Below are 19667 nucleotides of genomic sequence, written 5' to 3'. Positions count from 1 at the left end.
CAGACGTCAGGCGCGTGCCTTGGGCCAGGGCTTCATGAATGCAGCGTGATCGCGTAGGCGGGGCCGGGGTTGGTGAAGGCGCGCGCCCCGCTGGCGTGGGCTCCGCCAGGGTGGGCTCCGCCGGTGGGGGCTCCGCCGCCGTGGACGCGGACGCGGTTGGCGCGCAGGGGGCGTTCGCTCACGCCGTCCGGGGTGATGACGACCTCGCCGAGCTCGCCCGCGACCAGGGTGCTGACCTGGCAGTTCACCTCGTCGCGGCGGCCGGGCGGCCAGGTCGTGAGCCACACGCGGATGCCCTCCGCCTCCTCCAGCGGGACGGTGACGGGCGCGGCGCCGAAAGTGGCGAGCGGCCACCAGGTCTCGGGCCGTGCGGCGAGGTCGTTGACGCGCGCCGCGAGCTGTCCGACAGTGGGCGGGCGAGCGATGATCGTGCGTCCGTGCGGGTCTTCCTGACCACGCATGGTGAGGTCGGGAACCATGTTCGTCCTTCGAGTGTGGGCCGGTCCTGGGAGGGAGATCAGCGACACGAAGGACACAGCGCGCTGGCCACGCGGCGAAGCGCCACGGGCCCGTCAAGAGAGACTCGCGCTGGCATGGGTCAAGGCAACACTCGTGACCGAGCGTTGTCAAGTCGATCGCACGAGTTCACCGTCCGTCCACCATCGCGCCGTCGCGAGCCGCGAGCATGCGCGCAGAGATCAACGGAACGGAGTGGCCCATGGACCGTCGAAGCGTGCTGCGCGGTGGACTGATCACAACCGGCGGGACGGCCCTCGCCCTGGTGACCGGCGGGCAGGCGTCCGCCCTGGCCCGTGCCGGGGCGCCCGGTCTCGTCCGCGGTGGCCGTCCGCGCCTGACCCACGGCGTGCAGAGCGGTGACGTGACCGCCAGCGAGGCGGTCGTCTGGGCGCGCGCGGACCGTCCGTCCCGCATGCTGGTCGAGCTGAGCCGCCGTCCCGACTTCCGTGGCGCGCACACCGTCAGGGGCCCGATCCTGTCGCCCGACACCGACCTCACGGGGAAGGCGTTCCTGCGCGGGCTGCCGTCCGGCGAGGAACTGCACTACCGCGTGCGGCTCGCCGACCTGGACCGGCATCTCACGTCCGCGCCGGTCAGCGGGCGCTTCCGCACCGCGCCTCGTCGCGCGCAGGACATCCGCTTCGTCTGGTCCGGCGACCTGGCGGGTCAGGGCTGGGGAATCAACCCCGAATTCGGCGGCTACCGCATTTTCAAGGCGATGGACGCGCTGAGCCCCGACTTCTTCCTTTGCAGCGGCGACCTCGTCTACTCCGACGGCCCGCTCACCGAAACGGTGAAGCTGCCGGACGGCAGCACCTGGCGCAACATCGTCACCCCCGAGAAGACCAAGGTCGCCGAGACCCTGGCCGAATACCGGGGCCAGTTCCGCTACAACTTGCAGGACGCGAACTTCCAGGCGTTCAACTCCCGCGTTCCGATGATCTACCAGTGGGACGACCACGAGACGCTCAACAACTGGTACCCCGGCGAGATCCTCGACCTTCCGCAATACACCGAGAAGCGCGTCGACGTCCTCGCGTCCCGCGCCCGCCGCGCCATGTTCGAGTACACCCCGGTCAGGACGGCCCGCTCCGGGCGCCTGTACCGCAAGCTCTCCTACGGCCCTCTGCTGGACGTCTTCGTCCTCGACATGCGCACCTACAAGTCCCCGAACGACGCGGACAACTCCCCGACCCAGAAGGACGGCCTTCTCGGCGCCGAGCAGTCCGCCTGGCTCAAGCGGGAGCTGCGCCATTCCAAGGCCACCTGGAAGGTCATCGCGAACGACCTCCCGCTTGGCCTGGTCGTCCCGGACGGGACGGCGCAGGAATCCGCGTCCCAGGGCGACAACGGCGTCCCGCTCGGCCGCGAGCGCGAGATCGCCGACCTGCTGTCCTACGCGAAGAAGCACCGCGTCCGCAACATGGTCTGGCTGACCGCCGACGTCCACTACACGGCGGCCCATTACTACGACCCGTCCAAGGCGGCCTTCTCCGACTTCGATCCGTTCTGGGAATTCGTCTCCGGCCCGCTGAACGCAGGGTCTTTCGGCCCCAACGCCCTTGATGGCACTTTTGGCCCACAGTTGAAGTTCGTCCAGGCCCCGCCGCACGCCAACACTTCCCCGGCCGAGGGTTCGCAATTCTTCGGCGAGGTGGACATCGACGCGCACTCCCGGAACCTGACCGTCCGCCTGCGCGACCTGAACGGCAAGACCCTTTACACGCAGACCCTGAACCCGTAACCGTTCTTCCGCGACCGTCCGCCCCGTGCTTTTCCTCCGGGGCGGACGGTCGCGTCATAGGGCACAAAAGGTGAGGAGGACGCTGCTGGCCGCCGGGACTCAACGTCTCCGCCGGCACGTCCTCGATCGAGGTATCCGCCAGTTGGCGTCCCACCGCGCGCCCGGGATACGCCCGGCGTAGCGCCCGTCCTATCTCTCGCCCTATCGAGCACCCCTGGTTCTAGGGCCGCTGCCCCAGGCCGAACAACTCGCCCCGGTTCCCCTCGACCCGCGCGCCCCGGCAGAGCGCGCCTTGCCGGGCCGGGCTCCAGCCCGCCCCGGGCCGCCCCGGGCGGCGGGTTTTCCACAGAATGACGTTCTACTTCTGTTCGGCGGGCGGGGGTCTGAGCATGGGGGTGTCGGGCTCGGAGGTGCGAGGACGGGCCCGGCGGCGAAGGTGACCGTGCGGTCACGAGCGCGAGGTTCAGGGGGCGGTAAACGTGGGCCAGGGCAGGTCAAGTCTGTGTCAGGCCACAGCCTTGCAATCGCGATGCGTGTTCGGATGGGCGCGTGACGTCACCATGCTCGGTGTGGCGAGGTTCCGTCCGGTGGCCCGCTCGCTCTGCGGCGGCACCCCGCGAAACCGACCTGGAGGCCGCATGTCCCCGAAGCTCAGTGTCGTCGTCCCGTTCCACAACACCGAGGAGTACCTCCGGGAGTGCCTGGAGTCGCTGGCCGGGCAGACCTACCGCGACCTGGAAGTGATCATGGTGGACGACGGGTCCACCGACAACGGAGCGGTGATCGCCAAGGACGTGTGCGGCCGCGATCCCCGGTTCCGGCTGCTGACGCGGGACAACGAAGGGCCCGGGCCCGCGCGCAACGCGGGCGTGGAGGCCGCGACCGGCAAGTACCTGGCGTTCGCCGACGCGGACGACATCGTCCACCGCGACGCCTATGCGCGGATGGTCGGGTCCCTGGAGCGGACGGGTTCCGACTTCGCGTGCGGCAATGTCGAGCGGTGCGACGGTGATCGGAGCTGGCAGTCGGTCCTGCATGACGGGGTGTTCGCGGAGACCCGCCTGCGGACGCACGTCTCGTCCCACTCGATGCTGATGCGCGACCGGACGTCATGGAACAAGGTCTACCGGCGCACGTTCTGGGAGAACGCCGAGCTGAGGTTCCCCCCGGGTTTCTACGAAGACCCACCCGTCATGGCGCGGGCGCATGCGCTGGCCTCCTCGGTCGACGTCCTGAAGGACACGGTCTACTACTGGCGTAAGCGCCCGGGGTCCATCACCGAAGACCGCCACGGCTGGGACAACCTCTCCCAGCGGATGCGTTCGGTGAGCGTCCTGCGGGCCGGGCTGGCCGACTACGCGCCGCACCTGCTGGGCGCCTTCGACGAACACGCCCTGGTGGACATCGACCTGCGCGTGCTCCTCGACGCGCTGCCCCGAACGGACGACGACCACCTCGACGACCTCGTCGAGGTCGGGGCCGCCCTGGCGAAAAAGATCAGCTCCCGCGTCCTCAAGCGCTTCCCCGCCATCCTGCGGCTGCAACTGCACCTGCTGTGCAGGCGGATGGTCCCCGAGCTGCTGGAGGTGCTCCAGTTCGTCCAGCTCGGGCTGCCCGCGCAGACGCCGAGGGTCCGGCGCGGGCTGCGGCCGCGCTGGTTCGCGGAGTACCCGTTCTTCGAGGACGATGAGCGCGCCGTCCCGTCCCATGTCTACGACGTGACCGACGAGCTCACCCCGGTCGCGGCCATCGACCGGGTCGGCTGGGTGGACGGGCGGCTCCGCATCGAGGGCCACGCCTACATCAGGCACCTCGACTCCTCCACCAGGGACGGCTCCCGCATCCGGCTCTGGCTGCTCGCCTCGAACCGCCGCGGCCTCATGCGCGTGCCGGTGAGACGGATCCGCCGCCCGGACGTGACCGCGCGTTCCAAGCAGCCCGTGGTCTCCTACGACTGGTCCGGCTTCGTCGCGGAGCTCGACCCGGCCAGCCTCAAGATCTTCGGCCGCTGGCGCGACGTCGACTGGATCCCGTGTGTGGAGATCATCAACCGGGGCCTGTGGCGGCGCCGCACGTTCGGCAACCCGGCCCTCACCAGCCGCCAATGGCCGGAGGAACGCGAGTGCGCGCCCGGCGTCCTGGTCCAGGGCGTCGCCGGGAAGCGGCGTTTCGTCCTCCAGGTGCGGCGGACGACGGCACAGATCATCGGCTGCCACCTGGAGGGCAACGAGCTCTGGCTGGACGGCTGGTGCTGCGCCCCTCTCGGCGACGAGCCGCAGATCACCGCCACCCCGAGGACGGGCCGCGCGACGGTGGTGGGCCCGATCGACGAGCCCGGCGTCGTGCCCGTCCCCCTGCCGAACGCCACCACGCCCGACGGCACACCCGAAGCAAGCCCCGAAGGCGCGCTCCAAGCGCTGATCAGCGTCGCCTCCGGCAACGCCCCCGACGGACCGCCCCCCACCCTGTCTCCAGACACAACCACCAACACCCCCCACACAGCACCACCCAACGCAGCACCACCCAACACGGGCTCAGCCAAAGCAGGTTCAGCCAACGCGGGACCACCTACCGCAGGGCCAGCCAAGGCAGGGTCGGTCAACCCGGGGGTGCCCAACCCGGGAGCGGCCAACCCGGGGGTGCCCAACCCGGGGGCGGCCAACCCGGGGGCGGCCAACCCGGGGGCGGCCAGCGCGGGATCGGCCAGCGCGGGATCGGGCAACGGGGAGGCGGCGAGCGCCGATCTCGGGGGCACGAACAGCGGGGTACCCGGCACCGAAGAAGCCGGCGACCGGCTGCACGGCCGCCGAACGGGCGACGTGAACCCCGAAGACAGCGGAACGGCAGACGCCGCGCACGGTCAGACAGCACTCGAAACCACCGAGAGCAGCGCAGCAACCACTTGCGCGGCCGACGAATTCGAGAACCGGGCCCCAGGGAACGGCAGAAACGGCACGCTGCTCCGCCGGGCCATGCGCGTCACCAGCGCCGGAGCCGCAAGCAGCCCGGGCGCGCGGAAAGGCTTTAGCGCGCCCAGAACGGGCTTCCGGGCGAAACTGCCGCTGGCCGGACTGGCCCGACGGCCCGGGGACTGGGAGATCTCCCTTCCCGGCGGCATCAGACCCCACCTCGACGAGAGGGCCGCCGGAGCCGTGTTCCCCTTCCCCGGCGGAGAACTGGAGATCGCACCCACCCGCCGGAACACGCTCCGGATCGTCGTCCGCGAACGCGCCCTCGCCGTGGACCAGGTGACCTGGGCTACGGAAGGGGCATTGCAGCTGGCCGGTTCCTGCCCCGACCCCGCGAACCAGCCGGCCGTGCTGCTGCTGCGCCGCCGCCGGTCCAGCGAGGAGCACACCGTCCCGCTGCACTGGGACGGTGACCGCTTCACCGCGTCGTTCTCACCGGCGCGGATGCCGGTGCTCGGGCTGTCCCGGCCGCTGGTCGCCGGGCGGTGGGACGTGCTGGCGCCCATCGACGGGCGGGAGGAGCCGGTCGTGATCCGCCGGAACACGCTGCGCGACCTGCCCGAACCACACGAGACGGGCCTGCACCGGGTCATCGTGCGCGCCCGCAAGGCCGACCACCTCCAGCTGAGGATCGAGACCGCGCTCGACGAGGACGAGCGCGGCGCGTACGCGCAGGCGCGGCTCCGCTCGGGCCACTACCGGCGCCACCTGAACCTGCCCATCCGCGAGATGGCCGTGTTCGACGCCTACAAGGGACGCCAGTACTCGTGCAATCCGCGCGGGATCTACGACGAGCTGCGGCGGCGCGACACCGGCATCGAATGCGTCTGGGTCACCGAGAACGGCCAGTTCGGGAAGCCGACCGGCGCGCGCACCGTCCTCGCCGGGACGCGCGAGCACTACGAGGCCCTCGCCCGGGCGCGCTATGTGTTCGGCAACTGGTCGCAGCAGCGGTGGTTCGCCAAACGCGAGGACCAGACCTATGTCCAGTGCTGGCATGGCACGCCGCTGAAGAAGCTCGGCTACGACGTCAAGGAGATGCCCTTCAAACGCACCGAGGGCCTCAACTGGATGGAGCACGACGTCCCCCAGTGGGATCTGCTCCTGTCCCAGAACGCGTTCTCGGTGCCGCTGTTCCGGCGGGCGTTCGGCTATGACGGCGAGATCCTCGAAAGCGGCTATCCCCGCAACGACATCCTGAACAGCCCGCACCGCGACGAGATCGCCCACGCGGTGCGGCGGCGGCTCGGCATCCCGCCGGGCAAGAAGGTCGTCCTGTACGCGCCCACCTGGCGCGACGACTTCCATCTCACGATCGGGAAACGGGCGTTCCGCCTCGAACTCGACGTCGACCGGTTCAGGACCGCGCTGGGGCGCGACCACATGCTGCTCCTGCGCACCCACTACCTGGTGACCGACCGGCCGCGCTGGCGTCCCGGAGACTGCGTCCTCGACGTGTCGGTCTATCCCGACATCTCCGAGCTGTTCCTCATCAGCGACGTCCTCGTCACCGACTACTCCTCGGCGATGTTCGACTTCGCCGTCACCGGGCGGCCGATGCTGTTCTACACCTACGACCTGGAGCGCTACCGCGACCACGTGCGCGGCTTCTACTTCGACTTCGAGGCGGAGGCGCCCGGTCCGCTGCTCGCGACCTCGCGCGAGGTCATCGACGCCCTCGCCGAGCCCGCCGCGCTCGACGCCGGGTTCGGCGCGGCCCGCGCCGCGTTCGCCGCACGCTACTGCCCGCTCGACGACGGCCGCGCCGCCTCCCGCGTGCTCGACCGCGTCCTCCAGGACGCCACGTCCACCCACTGAGAACGGAGCCTCCCGTGCCGCCCAAGATCAGCGTCGTCGTCCCGTTCCACGACGTCGAGGCGCACCTCGCCGAGTGCCTGGAGTCGCTGGCCAGACAGACCCTCCGCGACCTGGAGGTCGTCATGGTCGACGACGGGTCGGCGGACGGCGGCCCCGTCATCGCGAAGGAGTTCGCCGACCGCGACGACCGCTTCGTCCTGCTGCACCGCGGCGGCGAGGGCCTCGGCCCGGCCCGCAACGCCGGTGTCGCGCGCGCCGGCGGCCAGTACCTCGCCTTCGCCGGAGCCGCCGACACCGTGCCGCCCTACGCCTACGAGCTGCTGGTCCGCACGCTGGAGGCGACCGGGTCCGACATCGCGGGCGGCAACGTCCTGCGCGTCGACCGCGACCACGCCTGGCAGTCGCCGCTGCACGCCGAGGCCTACGCGGCCACGGTGAAGGGCACGCACATCACCCGCCATCCCGCCCTGCTCCAGGACCGGACCGTCTGGAACAAGGTGTACCGGCGCTCGTTCTGGGACGCGCACCGGTTCGAGTTCCCCGCGATGTCCCACGAGGACCCGCCGGTCAGCCTGGAGGCGCACGTGCTCGCCTCCGCCGTGGACGTCCTCGACACGACCGTCTACCTCTGGCGGCACCGCCGGGAACCGCTCGCGAACCCGCAGGCCGACGCCGCCGACCGGCTCGCCTCGCTGGAGATGGTGCGCGGCATCCTCGGCGACCACGCGCCCGCGCTGCTGCCCGCCTACGACAAGCACGCCCTCGACCTGGACGTCCGCGCCCTGATCCTCGCGCTGCCCGCCGCGTCCGGCGAGCACCGCGACCGCCTGCTGGAGGCGGGCGCCGACATCGTCGCCGCCGCGGCCCCGTCCGCCTTCCAGGGGCTGGAGGCGATCAAACGCCTCGAACTGCACCTGCTCCGCGAGCGGATGCTGCCCGAACTGCTCGACGTGCTCCGCTTCGAGGAGAACGGCCTGCACGACGTCCCGCTGGTGAGCCGACGCAGGCGGCGGCAGCGCTGGTATGCCCGCTACCCCTTCTTCGGCGACCCGGCCCGGGCGATCCCCGACGAGGTCTACGACGTCACCGACGAACTCAAACTCCACGCCGAGGTCGACCGCGTCGGCTGGGACTCCGGCTGCCTCGTCGTCCAGGGGCACGCCCATTTCGACCGGCTCGCCGTGACCTCCGCCAAGGACTCCCGCATCCGGATCTGGATGCACGACGCCAAGAGCGGCAAGGAGGTCCGCCTCCCCGTGGAGCGGATGCCCTGCCCGGAGGCCACGGCCCGGTCGGGGCAGTCGCTGGTCTCCTACGACTGGTCCGGGTTCTCGATCCGGATCGAGCCGGACCTCCTCCAGGACGGCGACGAGTGGCCGACGGTGACATGGGAGCTGTTCGCCGAGGTCAGCACGTCCGGCTGCAAGGCCGTCCAGCGCCTCACCTCCGCCGAACCGGCCGTGAACTGGGCGGCCGCGCGGCAGGTCGACGAGCACGTCGCCGTCCAGCCCGCCGCCGACAAGGGATTCGTCGTCCACGTCAAGCGCGCCAAGGCCGTCGTGACCGGCTACCGCCGGGTCGGCGACCTGCTGGAGATCACCGGCTGGACGAGGCTCGCGCTCGGCCCCGGCGCCGCGATCGTCGCCGTCCGCCGGCACGGCGGTCCCGAGGTCCGCGGCGAGGTGACGGTGCGCCCGGCGGCGGGCATGCGGATGGAGAAGGGCACCGGCTTCGACTTCATGGCCACCCTTCCCCTGGACGCCCTCCACTCCGGCCCGGCGATCGCCGAACGCGGCCCCCGCGCCGCCCACCTGCGCGACGCGATCGACTGGGACATCCGCCTCCTCGGCTCCGACGGGCCCCTGCGGCTGACCATGGCCCGCACCCTCCCCGGTGCCCGCTTCGCGACCCGGGGCCGTGAGTTCGCCCTCACCCGGACCGCCTACGGCAACCTGCGCGGCGTCGAGCGCAGTTTCCGTCCCGTCGTCACGTCCGTCCGGTGGACCCCCGACGACCGCCTCACGCTGACCGGCGACCTGTCCGACCCGACCCACCGTCCCACCCACCTGATCCTCCGCCGCCGCCGCTCGGGCGACGAGCACCGCCTCCCCCTCACCTGGGACGGCGCGACCTTCACCACCACCTTCGCCCCCGGCGCCATGCCGCTCTTCGGAACGGCCGGGCCCCTGGCCACCGGTCTGTGGGACCTCCTGGCCCCCACCCCGGCCGCGGCGAACCGCCTCGCCAAGCACGCCTCCGCGAGCAACTCCAATGCCCGCCCGGCGAAGACCCGGGAAATGAGAAGGCCCAAGGTTCCGACACCCGCGACGGTCATGATCAAGCCGCTCGGCACGAACACGAGCGCAGCCGCGACCGCCATGACCGCGACCCCGCAGAGCCCCCGGCCCCCGACCCTTGAGGCGCCGGAAGAGACCACGGTCGTCGTCGAGCGCGCGGTGATATCCGACCTTCCGGAATGGCGAGCGGCCGGAACACACGAGTTCGAGGCCCGCGTCCACCAGACGGACGCCCTGCAACTGAGGAGCCGCGCCGTCATGGCCGAGGACGAACGCGGAGGGCATGCCCAGCGCCTCCTCTGGGAGCACGACTACCCCGTCTACCTGCGGAGCCCGCTGACCGACCTGGTCGTGTTCGACAGCTACGGCGCGTCCCAGTACAGCTGCAACCCCAGGGCGATCTACGAGGAGATCGCACGGAGCCACCCCGGCCTGGAGTGCGTCTGGATCTCCACCGACGGCCAGTTCAGCGTCGAAGGCGACGCCAAGGTCGTCATAGCGGGGACGAGGGAGCACTACCGCGCGCTCGCACGCGCCCGGTACATCGTCACGAACTACGGCCTCACGCCGGGGTTCGTCAAGCGTCCCGAGCAGAGGTACATGCAGACCTGGCACGGCACCCCGCTCAAACGCCTCGGCTATGACCTCAGCGACCTGCACTCCCAGCGCGCGGAGAACCTCCGCTGGATCGACTACGAGGTCCCGCGGTGGGACGTCGTGCTCTCCCCCAACACGTTCACGTCCGACACCATGCGGCGGGCCTTCCACTACGAGGGCGAGATCCTGGAGGCCGGGTATCCGCGCAACGACGTCCTGAGCAGCCCGGAGTTCGACCGCCTCGGCGCCCGCGTCCGCGAGCGGCTCGGCATACCGCGCGGCAAGAAGGTCGTCCTCTACGCGCCGACCTGGCGGGACGATCACCATCTGGCCCCGGGCCGCCGGGCGTTCTCCATGGAACTGGACGTGGAGACCCTGCGGCGAGCCCTCGGCGACGACCACGTCCTGCTCGTCCGCCCCCACTTCCTGATCACCGAGGGGCACCGTCCCCCATCGGACGGCTTCACGATCGACGTCTCCCGCTACCCCGACATCGCCGACCTGTACCTGGCGTCCGACGTGCTGGTGACCGACTACTCGTCCGCCATGTTCGACTTCGCCTGCACGGGGCGGCCCATGCTCTTCTACACCTACGACCTGGAGCACTACCGCGACCGCGCGCGCGGCTTCTCCCTCGACTTCGAGGCCGAGGCCCCGGGACCGCTCCTGTCCACCTCCGCCGAGGTCGCCGAAGCGCTCCGGGCGGTGGACGAGGTCCAGGACGCCTATGTCGACGCCTACGACACGTTCTTCGACAAGTACTGCCCGCACGACGACGGAAAGGCCGCAGCCCGAGCAGCCGAACGCCTCCTCACCTGACCACACCCGAACACCCAGCCCAGGAAGACGCCCTTGTGGATGAGGACGGGCCAGCGAGGCGACCTCGTCCTTTTCGAGTGCGACAATGCGGGCCGGAACAGGACAGCATGGTTCACAGGAACCGCAGTTGTTTTCTCCGTTTCCGAAACTAAGGACCATCCGAAACGGAGCGCAATGACTGACCGCGTCACCCTCGTCCGCAACCAGCGCCTCACCCAGGCCGTTGAATACGCCTACGCGGCGACCGCGTCCCTATCTTCAACGCGGGCCATCTGGACGGCCGGAGCGTGCCCACTCGACAGCGACGGCGCCACCGTGGCCGTCGGCGACTACGCGGGCCAGGCCCACCAGGTGATGCGCAACCTTGAGGAGGCCCTGCGCGGCGCCGGCGCAACGCTGACCGACGTTGTGAAGACCACCGTGTACGTCGCCTCGTCCAAGCAGGCCGACCTTGTCCAGGCGTGGCAAGTCGTCCGCGAACACATGGGCGACCACGATGCACCCAGCACGCTCCTCGGCGTCGCAACACTCGGCTACGCCGACCAACTCGTCGAAGTCGAGGCCGTCGCCGTAATCGACGATCCCCACGACTAATCTGCCCCGCGCCCACTCGTCCCAGCACATTCCAAGCGACGCGCCGCCACCAGGTATCGAGGCACCCCGCCACACTCCAGAACAACCATTACCCTCCGCGCTCCTAAAGAGCATCCGCGCCTTAATCAGCAACCGCCGCCCTACCAGCCTCCACCACGTTCCCGTCCCCTTCTCCGCGAAGGCAACCGTCACACCACCGCCGCCAACGGCCTAGCACCGCCACGCTCCCCCGGGCAGAGCAACCCCGGGGGCAGCAAATCAGCACCCGAACGCGACCGCTCCACCAGCCGCCACCACCGCCGCCGCCCTGCGCGTCATGACCCGCACAGCGGCGAACGATAAGCGAAGCGGGAGCGGAGGGCGCTCCGCCACCAGCACCGCCGCGACGTATCGCGCCGCCTGAATCCGCGCCCGCACTCCCCATACCGCAGCGAGCCATCGTTACGTACTCGCACGCCGTCGCGGCCTCTCCCACGAACCTCCGGCGCTCCCTGTTCACCGAGGATCGCCGCCCACCGCCGCCGCGGTCTTCGACCTGACCGAGTCACAGGCCTTGACCGGGGCGCAGTCCCTGACCGAGTCACAGGCCTTGACCGGGCCGCAGGCCTTGACCGGGCCGCAGGCCCTGGCCAGGGCGCAGGCCTTGTCCGGGGCGCAGACCTTGTCCGGGGCGCAGACCTTGACCGGGGCGCAGGCCCTGGCCGGGCCGCTGGCCTGAAGGTTGAACGGATAGCGGCCCGGGAGCTGGATGTCCTGCTCCTTGAACGGAGAGCCGGGCCACGCCGTCCTCCCTGATGCCCTTCGCTCGGCGGGGCTGGGCCGACGGCGCCGTCGACGTAGCGGCTGTTCCACTGGGCCACACGAAGGATTCTTAGGTGGACGCGCTGCGTCGCCTGGACTGCGGGAAGCCGGAAGTCACCGTGTCCGGTGAGCCGCCGGAGGCGGATCTGTGGTGCGTCGATCCGACCGCACCCGACTTGTACTGCGACTACGACCCCTACGCCCGGAGGGCTGGCGGCGCCGGTCGGTGGCGTTTTGGCGCGGGCTGGAGGGCTACGGGTTCTGGACGTCCTGTGGTCCGGGTTGGGCGGGTGGTTGCAGGCGGTCCACGGCGGCGTCGAGGAGGTCCCAGCCGTTGATTTCGACTGTTCCGGCGGTCGCGAAGTCGTGGCCGCGGTCCTGGGCTTGGTCCAGCAGGGCGCGGACCACCCCGGGGCGGTGCAGGTTGAGGTAGGCGCGGTCGCTGGTTCGCAGCACTCCACCGTCGTGGAACATGCCGTCGTTGACCAGGCGTCCGGGCCCCTCGCGAAAGACGATGACCAACCGGCCAGGGGCACCTGCCCGCCGCAGGCTCAGGACCTCTCGGCAGCCGTCGCATCGCGGGCGACCGTCCTTGTCCTGGTAGCGCTCATGCTGGTGGCCCGATTTCCAGTGGTAGGTGAACGGTCCGACGACAAGGCGGCGGGTGGGACGGGGGCGGGCCATGTCAGAGGAACGTAGTCGCCGCTCGAACTCACCTCAAAGTGTTATTGATGCGGCTGTTTCGCATGCTCGCAATGGTCAGGCGGTGAGGTCATATTGGGCCTGTGGGGGAGCGCTGCAAGCAGCGGTCGCGGGCGTCGCGGGGGGAGTGGAGCGGCCTCGGGCGCTGGGTCTGGACGGAGGTCGAGTCGGTGACGCCGACCAGCGCGCTCTAGGACGGGGGCGGAAGGGGCGCGTGTCCGGGGGTCAGCCGGGGCGGTGGGCGCGGGCGAAGAGGCAGGTGCCGGGCCAGGTGGAGGTGGGAAGGCGGCGTTCGAGCGCCGCCGCGAGGCGGAGGGCTTCGTTGGTGAACGGGTGGAGCGGGGCCAGGTCTTCGTAGTGTGCGCTGCGGTGCCTGAGTAGGCGTTGCAGGGGGCGAAGGAGGACGCCGCGGCTCCAGACGCGGTCGAGGAGGAGTCCGGCGCCGTCCAGCAGGTCGACCAGCGCGCGACGGGTGTAGCGGCGGACGCGGCCGAGCGACACGTCGTGCGCGGACCACAGGGCCATGTCGCACGGCACGGAGAGCAACACCGTCCCGCCAGGGCGCAGCACGCGTGTGATCTCGGCGGCGGCACGCGCGTCGTCCTCGATGTGGTCCAGGACGTCCATCGCCAGCGCCATGTCGTAGCGGTCGGATGGCAGCGGCAGATAGCGCGCGTCCCCCTCGTAGGCTTCGACGCCCTGGGCGCGCGCCAGAGCCACGGCCGTCGGATTGAGGTCGATCGCGGTGGCCTGCCAGCCGTGGGCGGCGAGTTCCCTGGAGTTGCCGCCCGCTCCGGCGCCGATGTCGACCGCTTCTCCGGGCACGCTGTACCGCAGCAGCTCCCTGGAGAGGATCACGCGGCGCTCGCGGTACCACCAGTTGTCGTTCTCGATCCGCGCGACCCGCTGGAGTTCAATGGTGTCCACGGCACAAGCCGACGGCATGGGGGCACCTTCGGGCCATCGTCGTCGCCGTCCCCGGAGGGATCGTTGACCTTGCTTTGACCTGTCCGGGGCCCAGGGGGACGTCGGACGCGTCAGGCCACCCGGCTACTGGTTTGGTGACCGTGCCTCGCTCTTGTGTGAGGGGTGGTTCAGTGGGCCTTGCGGCGGCGGGTCAGGAACCGGATGGCCAGGATGAGGGCGACCAGGGCACCAAGCACCGGGACGGCCCGCTTCACCAGCGAGGGGCCCGCGAATTCCAGCAGGTCGATCGCGTCGTCTACGGGCCGGGCGTGCGGTTGTTCGGCCGGGCGCGGCGGGGCGGCGGAGGCCCGCGTCCCTGCGGACGCTGGTTCGGAGTTCTCCGCCTTGGCCGTCGCGTCCTTCGTGGACGAGCCCGACCCGGCCCCCTGGGCGGGCTCGGGGCCTGGTGATGTGCCGGGCTCCCCCGACGTCTCTTCCCCAGCCTTCGCGGACGTCTCCGGAGACGCAGACGCTTCGGAGCTCGCAGGAGCTTCGGAGGCCGCCCCGCCGATGGCTCCGTTCTCCGCGGACGCGGACGGCTCCGCGGACGCGGACGGCTCCGCGGGCACGTCCGGTTCCGCAGGCGTGTCGGGCTTGGCGGACGCCCCGAGCTGTGCGGCGTCCGACTTCGCGGACGCCTCGGACTGCGCAGAAGCGCCAGTCTTCGCAGACGCATCCGACTCCGCGCGCGTTTCGGGCTGCGCGGAAGCGTCCGGCGCGGAAGCGTCCGGCGTCGCAGGCGCGCTGGGCTCTGCGGGCACGTCCGACTTTGTGGGGGTGGGCGGTTTCGCGGTTGTTTCCGTGGCTTGTTGGGGGGACGGGTTGGGTGCTGGGGCGGGGGTGGCCGACGGGGTGCCGGGGGATTCCAGCTCGGCGGCCAGCGACTTCGCGAAGCGGGCGACGATTTTGGAGCCGACCTCGGACAGGATGTTGCGGCCGAACTGCGCCGGGCGGCCGGTGACGTTGAGCTTGGTCCGGACGGTCACGCGGGTCGTGCCGTCCTCCTCGTGAAGCTGTGCCTGGACGGTGGCGGACGCGGTACCGGAGCCGCGGGCCTCCTTCGCGGCGGCCTCCAGTGTGACCGAGCGGGACGCCTCGTCGGCGGACACGATGCGGGCGGTGCCGCGATAGGTGATGGTCATCGCGCCGACCTTGACCTTCAGGCGCCCGGCGTACTCCTCGCCGTCCACCGAGTCGAGGGTCGCGCCGGGCATGCAGGCGGCGACGCGTTCCACGTCCAGCAGAACGGGCCAGGCCTGGTCCACCGGCACGGGGACGGTGAAATCGTGGTCTAGTTCCATGATCGCAGTCCTTCTCGTCCGGAGACCTTGTTCGCGACCTTACGACCGCCGCCGGGGGCGCCGCCACTCCGAGATCATGCGGTCCGGCCCGGCGCGTCCGGGTCGCGTGATCATGTTCGCACTGCCGTGACCATGCTCCGGTCCGCGCCGTCCCAATAGTTAGGGCACTCCCTCGTCGGGCGCCGCCGCCTCGCGGCGGAAACACCCGATGTGTTCAGGGACTACGCGACCGCGCCCGGGCGGCCTGGCCTAAGGGCGGTTGGCCAGGGCAGCGACGGGCGCCGCCGCTTCGCTGCGGAAACTCCCAATGTGTCCCAAGGATTACGCGACCGCGCCCGGGCGGCCTGGCCTAAGGCCGGTTGGCCAGGGCAGCGCCCCATCGAGCGCCGCTGCCTCGCGGCGGAGACACCCGATGTGTCCGGGGACTATGCGACCGCGTCCTAACGACCTGGCCTACTTGGGCGGTTGGCCAGGGCAGTTCCCCGGCGGGCGCCGCCTCGCAATGTGTCCAGGTAGTTGCGACCGCGCCCGGGCGGCCTGGCCTTAGGCCGGGCTGTCCGAGCGCGGACGCCAGTAGCGCATGGTCAGGGCGTGGCGGCCGCCGCCAAAGCTCGGGTGGTGAGGACCGTCGCGAGATGGCGGCGGTACTCGGCGGAACCATGCAGGTCGGTGGGCGGTTCGGTGCCCGCGGCGGCGTGTTCGGCGGCTGAGCCGAAGTCCGCGCCGCTGGCGACGGCCCCCTCCACGTCGGACGCGCGAACCGGCGTGGACCCCATGTTGGTCAGCGCGATCCGGGCTTCCCGCACCGTGCCGTTCTCGCGGCGGACGGCGCAGGCGACGCCGACGATCGCCCAGGCCTGGGCCGTCCGGTGGAACTTCTCGTAATGCGCACCCCAGCCCGCGCCGAGCTTGGGAATCCGGACGCCGAGCAAGAGCTCGTCGGGTTCCATCGCGGACGTCATCCAGTCCACGAAGAAGTCCGCCGCCGGAATCTCCCGCTCGCCCCGCACGGAGCGGACGAGGAACACCGCGTCCAGCGCCAGCGCCACCGCGGGCAGGTCACCGGCCGGGTCGGCATGCGCGAGGGAGCCGCCGAACGTTCCGCGATGCCGGACGGCCGGGTCGGCGACCGTCTCCGTCGCCCGCGCGATCAGCGGGGCGAACTCGCGCACCAGCGGGTCCCGGACGACCTGGTGATGCGTGGCCATCGCGCCGATCACCAAAGTGTCACCCTCGTCGCGGATCTCGCGCAGCGGGTCGACGCGGTCGAGGTCGATCAGCGAGTCGGGGTAGGCGAGGCGGAGCCGCAGCAGCGGCATGAGGCTCTGCCCACCTGCGAGGATCTTGGCGTCCTCGCCCGCGTCCGCGAGCGCGGAGACCGCCTCGTCCACCGTGTCCGGACGGACGTAGTCGAACGTCGCGGGGATCATCGGGTGCCTCCCTCGGAGCCGAGCCCGCCGCCCGCGCCGGGCGACGTACCGCGAGGGGGCGACCCACCGCGCAGCGCGCGCCATACGCGTTCCGGCGTGCACGGCATCGGGACGTCGTGCACGCCGTGGGGCCGCAGCGCGTCCACGATCGCGTTGACGACCGCCGGGGTCGAGGCGATCGTGCCCGCCTCGCCGACGCCCTTCACGCCGAGCGGGTTGGACGTCGCCGGGGTCTCGGTGCGTCCGGTGACGAAGTGGGGCAGATCCGCCGCGGACGGAACCAGGTAGTCGGCCATCGTGGTCGTCGTCAGGTTCCCCTCGGCGTCGTAGACGGCCTCCTCGTAGAGCGCCTGGGCGATGCCTTGCGCGAGGCCGCCGTGCACCTGGCCCTCGACGATCAGCGGGTTGACGACCTTGCCGACGTCGTCCACGGCGACATATCGGCGGATTCGCACCATCCCGGTCTCGGTGTCGACCTCGGTGGCGCACAGGTGCGTGCCGTGCGGGAAGGAGAAGTTCGTCGGGTCGAAGGTGGCGTCGGAGTCCAGGGACGGTTCGATGCCGTCCGGCAGGTCGTGCGCGGCGAACGCGGCGGACGCCACCTCCTGGATCGTCCGGCCCGCCTCCGGGACGCCGCGGACGCTGAACCGTCCGCCGTCGAAGTCGAGGTCGGTCTCGGCGGCCTCCAGCAGGTGCGCGGCGACGCGGCGGGCCTTGTCGACGACCTTGTCGCAGGCCGAGTACAGGGCGATGCCGCCGACGGCGAGGGACCGTGAGCCATAGGTGTCCATGCCCTTGGGGGACACGGCAGTGTCACCATGCAGCACGCGCACGTCCTCGAACGGGACGCCGAGCCGGTCGGCGGTGATCTGCGCCCACGCCGTCTCGTGGCCCTGCCCGTGCGGGGACGTGCCGGTGACGACCTCGACCTTCCCGGACGGCAGCACCCGCACCGACGCGTGCTCCCATCCCCCGGCGCCGTACGCCAACGACCCCAGCACCCGGGACGGCGCGATCCCGCACATCTCGGTAAACGTGGACACGCCGATGCCGAGCTGCACCGGGTCGCGCCGCTCCCGTCGCGACACCTGCTCCGCACGCAACGCGTCGTAGTCGAACAGTTCGAGCGCCTTCTCCGTCGCCGACTCGTAGTCGCCGGAGTCGTAGGTGAGGCCCGCGATCGTCTCGTACGGGAACTCCTCGTGCCCGATCCAGTTGCGGCGCCGCACCTCGATCGGGTCGAGGTCCAGTTCGGCGGCGAGCTCGTCCATCAGCCGCTCGATCGCGTAGGTGGCCTCGGGACGGCCCGCGCCCCGGTAGGCGTCGGTCGGCGTCTTGGTGGTGAACACGCCCGAGCAGGTGAAGGAGTAGGCGTCCATCTTGTAGATGCCGTTGAACATGAACGCGCCCAGCAGCGGGATTCCGGGCGTGACGAGCATCAGGTAGGCGCCCATGTCGGCGAGCAGGTCCACCTTGAGGCCGCGGATCCGGCCGTCCCGCTCGGCGGCGAGCGTGAGCCGCTGGATCTGGTCGCGGCCGTGGTGGACGGTCATGTTGCCCTCGCTGCGCGACTCCGTCCACTTGACGGGACGGCCGAGCCGCCGCGCGAGCAGCAACGCGATGACCTCCTCCCCGTACACCTGGAGCTTGGACCCGAACCCGCCGCCGACGTCCGGCGCGACGACCCGCAGCCGGTGCTCGGGGATTCCGGTGACGGTCGCGAGCATCAGCCGCAGGATGTGCGGGATCTGCGTAGCCGAGTACAGCGTGAACTCGTCCCCGTCCGGGACGCACAACACCGCGCGCGGCTCCATCGCCGACGGGATCAGGCGTTGCTGGACGTACCGGCGCTCCAGGACGACCGGCGCGTCCCGTAGCGCCGCGTCCAGATCGCCGTTCTCGAACACCCACGTATACGACTTGTTCGTTCCGAGCCCTGCGTGGACGAGGTCGGCGTCCTCGGCGAGCGCGTCCTCCATGTCGACGACGGCGGGCAGCGGCTCGTAGTCGACGTCGATCTCCTCCAGCGCGTCGATCGCCGCATACCGGTCGCGGGCGACGACGCACGCCACGGGCTCGCCGACGTAGCGGACCTCCTCCACCGCCATCGGCGGATGGTCCGGATGCTTCATGTCCTCGGTGACGACCCATGCGCAGGGCAGCGCGCCCTGCTCGTCCGCGATGTCGGACCCGCTGAGTACGGTGACGACGCCGGGGTGCTTCCGTGCCTGCGACGTGTCGACGCGGGTGATGCGGGCGTGCGCGTGGGGGCTGCGCAGGAACGCGACGTGCAGCGTCCCGGTGGGGGCGATGTTGTCGGTCCAGCGCGTCCGTCCGGTGACCAGGCGGGCGTCCTCGCTGCGCTTGCGCGGCGCCCCGATCTCCTTCGCGGTCGCCCGGGTTTCGGCCGTCGCGGGGCCCTCGGCCGTCGCGGTCATGACGTCACCTCCCGCTCCGACGGCTCGCGCATCTCGCCCGCCGCCCGCCGCACCGCCCGGACGATGTTCTGGTAACCCGTGCACCGGCACAGGTTGCCCTCCAGCCCGTCCCGGACCTCCTCCTCGGACGGGTCCGCGTTCTCCCGCAGCAGGTCGATCGACGCCATGATCATGCCGGGGGTGCAGTAGCCGCACTGGAGCGCGTGCTCCTCGTGGAACGCGCGCTGCATCGGGTGCTCGGTGCCGTTCAGCCCCAGGCCCTCGACGGTCGTGACGTCACGTCCGTCGGCCTGGACGGCGAGAACGGAGCAGCTCTTCACGCTCACGCCGTCCATCAGGACGGTGCAGGCTCCGCAGTTGCTGGTGTCGCACCCGACCGGGGTGCCGACCTTGCCCAGCCGGTCGCGCAGGTAGTGGACGAGCAGGACTCGCGGCTCGACGTCGTCCTCATACGTCGCGCCATCGACATCGACACGGATACGTGGCATGCGTTTCTCCCAGGGACGTCTCGGGGTTGGCTGGAGAGGGGCGTCCCTGGGCGGTGCGCGCTGGTCGGGCCACGTCATCGGCCACCTCCGCGAAAGGCGACCTAACGAACGTATGTCGAGGTTGAACCGCGTACCAGTCCCCGGCGCCGTTTGTTTACCCGGAGGTTGCGCTCTTTATTTGGAA

At 70.9% G+C, this 19667-nt stretch carries 11 protein-coding genes; 4 read left to right on the top strand and 7 right to left on the bottom strand.

From position 1 onward, the window contains the following. Window positions 1-32: 32 nt before the first annotated feature. Window positions 33-461 carry a cysteine dioxygenase gene (locus tag K2F47_RS12810; RefSeq protein WP_242903068.1) on the bottom strand — a complete coding sequence of 143 codons (429 nt, stop codon included), beginning with the start codon at window positions 459-461 and terminating at the stop codon, window positions 33-35. A 257-nt stretch (window positions 462-718) separates the two neighbouring features. On the opposite strand from K2F47_RS12810, the gene K2F47_RS12805 reads away from it, so the two are divergent. From K2F47_RS12805 to K2F47_RS12790, 4 genes are all read left to right on the top strand, one after another. After that, window positions 719-2263 (top strand): alkaline phosphatase D family protein, encoded by a 1545-nt coding sequence (locus K2F47_RS12805; protein WP_242903067.1) that lies wholly within the window; start codon window positions 719-721, stop codon window positions 2261-2263. A gap of 638 nt (window positions 2264-2901) precedes the next feature. Beyond that, complete coding sequence (locus tag K2F47_RS12800) at window positions 2902-7050, top strand: CDP-glycerol glycerophosphotransferase family protein (protein WP_242903066.1); 4149 nt, start codon at window positions 2902-2904, stop codon at window positions 7048-7050. Between the two features lie 14 nt (window positions 7051-7064). Continuing rightward, entirely contained in the window at window positions 7065-10763 is a 3699-nt protein-coding gene (locus K2F47_RS12795; protein ID WP_242903065.1) for a bifunctional glycosyltransferase/CDP-glycerol:glycerophosphate glycerophosphotransferase, read from the top strand. Window positions 10764-10937: 174 nt separating this feature from the next. Continuing rightward, the gene (locus K2F47_RS12790) at window positions 10938-11357 is read left to right on the top strand and encodes a RidA family protein (protein ID WP_242903064.1); all 420 of its coding nucleotides are present in this window, start codon (window positions 10938-10940) and stop codon (window positions 11355-11357) included. Between the two features lie 1053 nt (window positions 11358-12410). Here K2F47_RS12790 and K2F47_RS12785 read toward each other — a convergent pair. The 6 genes from K2F47_RS12785 to K2F47_RS12760 all read right to left on the bottom strand — a co-directional run bounded on the left by K2F47_RS12785 (window position 12411) and on the right by K2F47_RS12760 (window position 19483). Beyond that, entirely contained in the window at window positions 12411-12842 is a 432-nt protein-coding gene (locus K2F47_RS12785; protein WP_242903063.1) for a hypothetical protein, read from the bottom strand. Between the two features lie 243 nt (window positions 12843-13085). Next, window positions 13086-13787 carry a class I SAM-dependent methyltransferase gene (locus tag K2F47_RS12780; RefSeq protein WP_242903062.1) on the bottom strand — a complete coding sequence of 234 codons (702 nt, stop codon included), beginning with the start codon at window positions 13785-13787 and terminating at the stop codon, window positions 13086-13088. A 167-nt stretch (window positions 13788-13954) separates the two neighbouring features. After that, window positions 13955-15127 (bottom strand): SRPBCC domain-containing protein, encoded by a 1173-nt coding sequence (locus K2F47_RS12775; RefSeq protein ID WP_242903061.1) that lies wholly within the window; start codon window positions 15125-15127, stop codon window positions 13955-13957. 584 nt (window positions 15128-15711) lie between these two features. Then, window positions 15712-16557, bottom strand: coding sequence for an FAD binding domain-containing protein (locus K2F47_RS12770; RefSeq protein ID WP_242903060.1), 846 nt, complete (start codon window positions 16555-16557; stop codon window positions 15712-15714). After that, window positions 16554-18995, bottom strand: coding sequence for a xanthine dehydrogenase family protein molybdopterin-binding subunit (locus K2F47_RS12765; protein ID WP_242903059.1), 2442 nt, complete (start codon window positions 18993-18995; stop codon window positions 16554-16556). The genes K2F47_RS12770 and K2F47_RS12765 overlap by 4 nt, the downstream gene beginning before the upstream one ends. Then, window positions 18992-19483 (bottom strand): (2Fe-2S)-binding protein, encoded by a 492-nt coding sequence (locus K2F47_RS12760; protein WP_242903058.1) that lies wholly within the window; start codon window positions 19481-19483, stop codon window positions 18992-18994. The genes K2F47_RS12765 and K2F47_RS12760 overlap by 4 nt, the downstream gene beginning before the upstream one ends. Between the last annotated feature and the right edge of the window lie 184 nt (window positions 19484-19667).

Origin of the sequence: Actinomadura terrae (assembly GCF_022751215.1) — a bacterium.
Classification (GTDB): Bacteria; Actinomycetota; Actinomycetes; order Streptosporangiales; family Streptosporangiaceae; genus Spirillospora; species Spirillospora terrae.
Note: the sequence above shows the minus strand (reverse complement) of the source record. Positions and strands in the feature narration are given on the sequence as shown.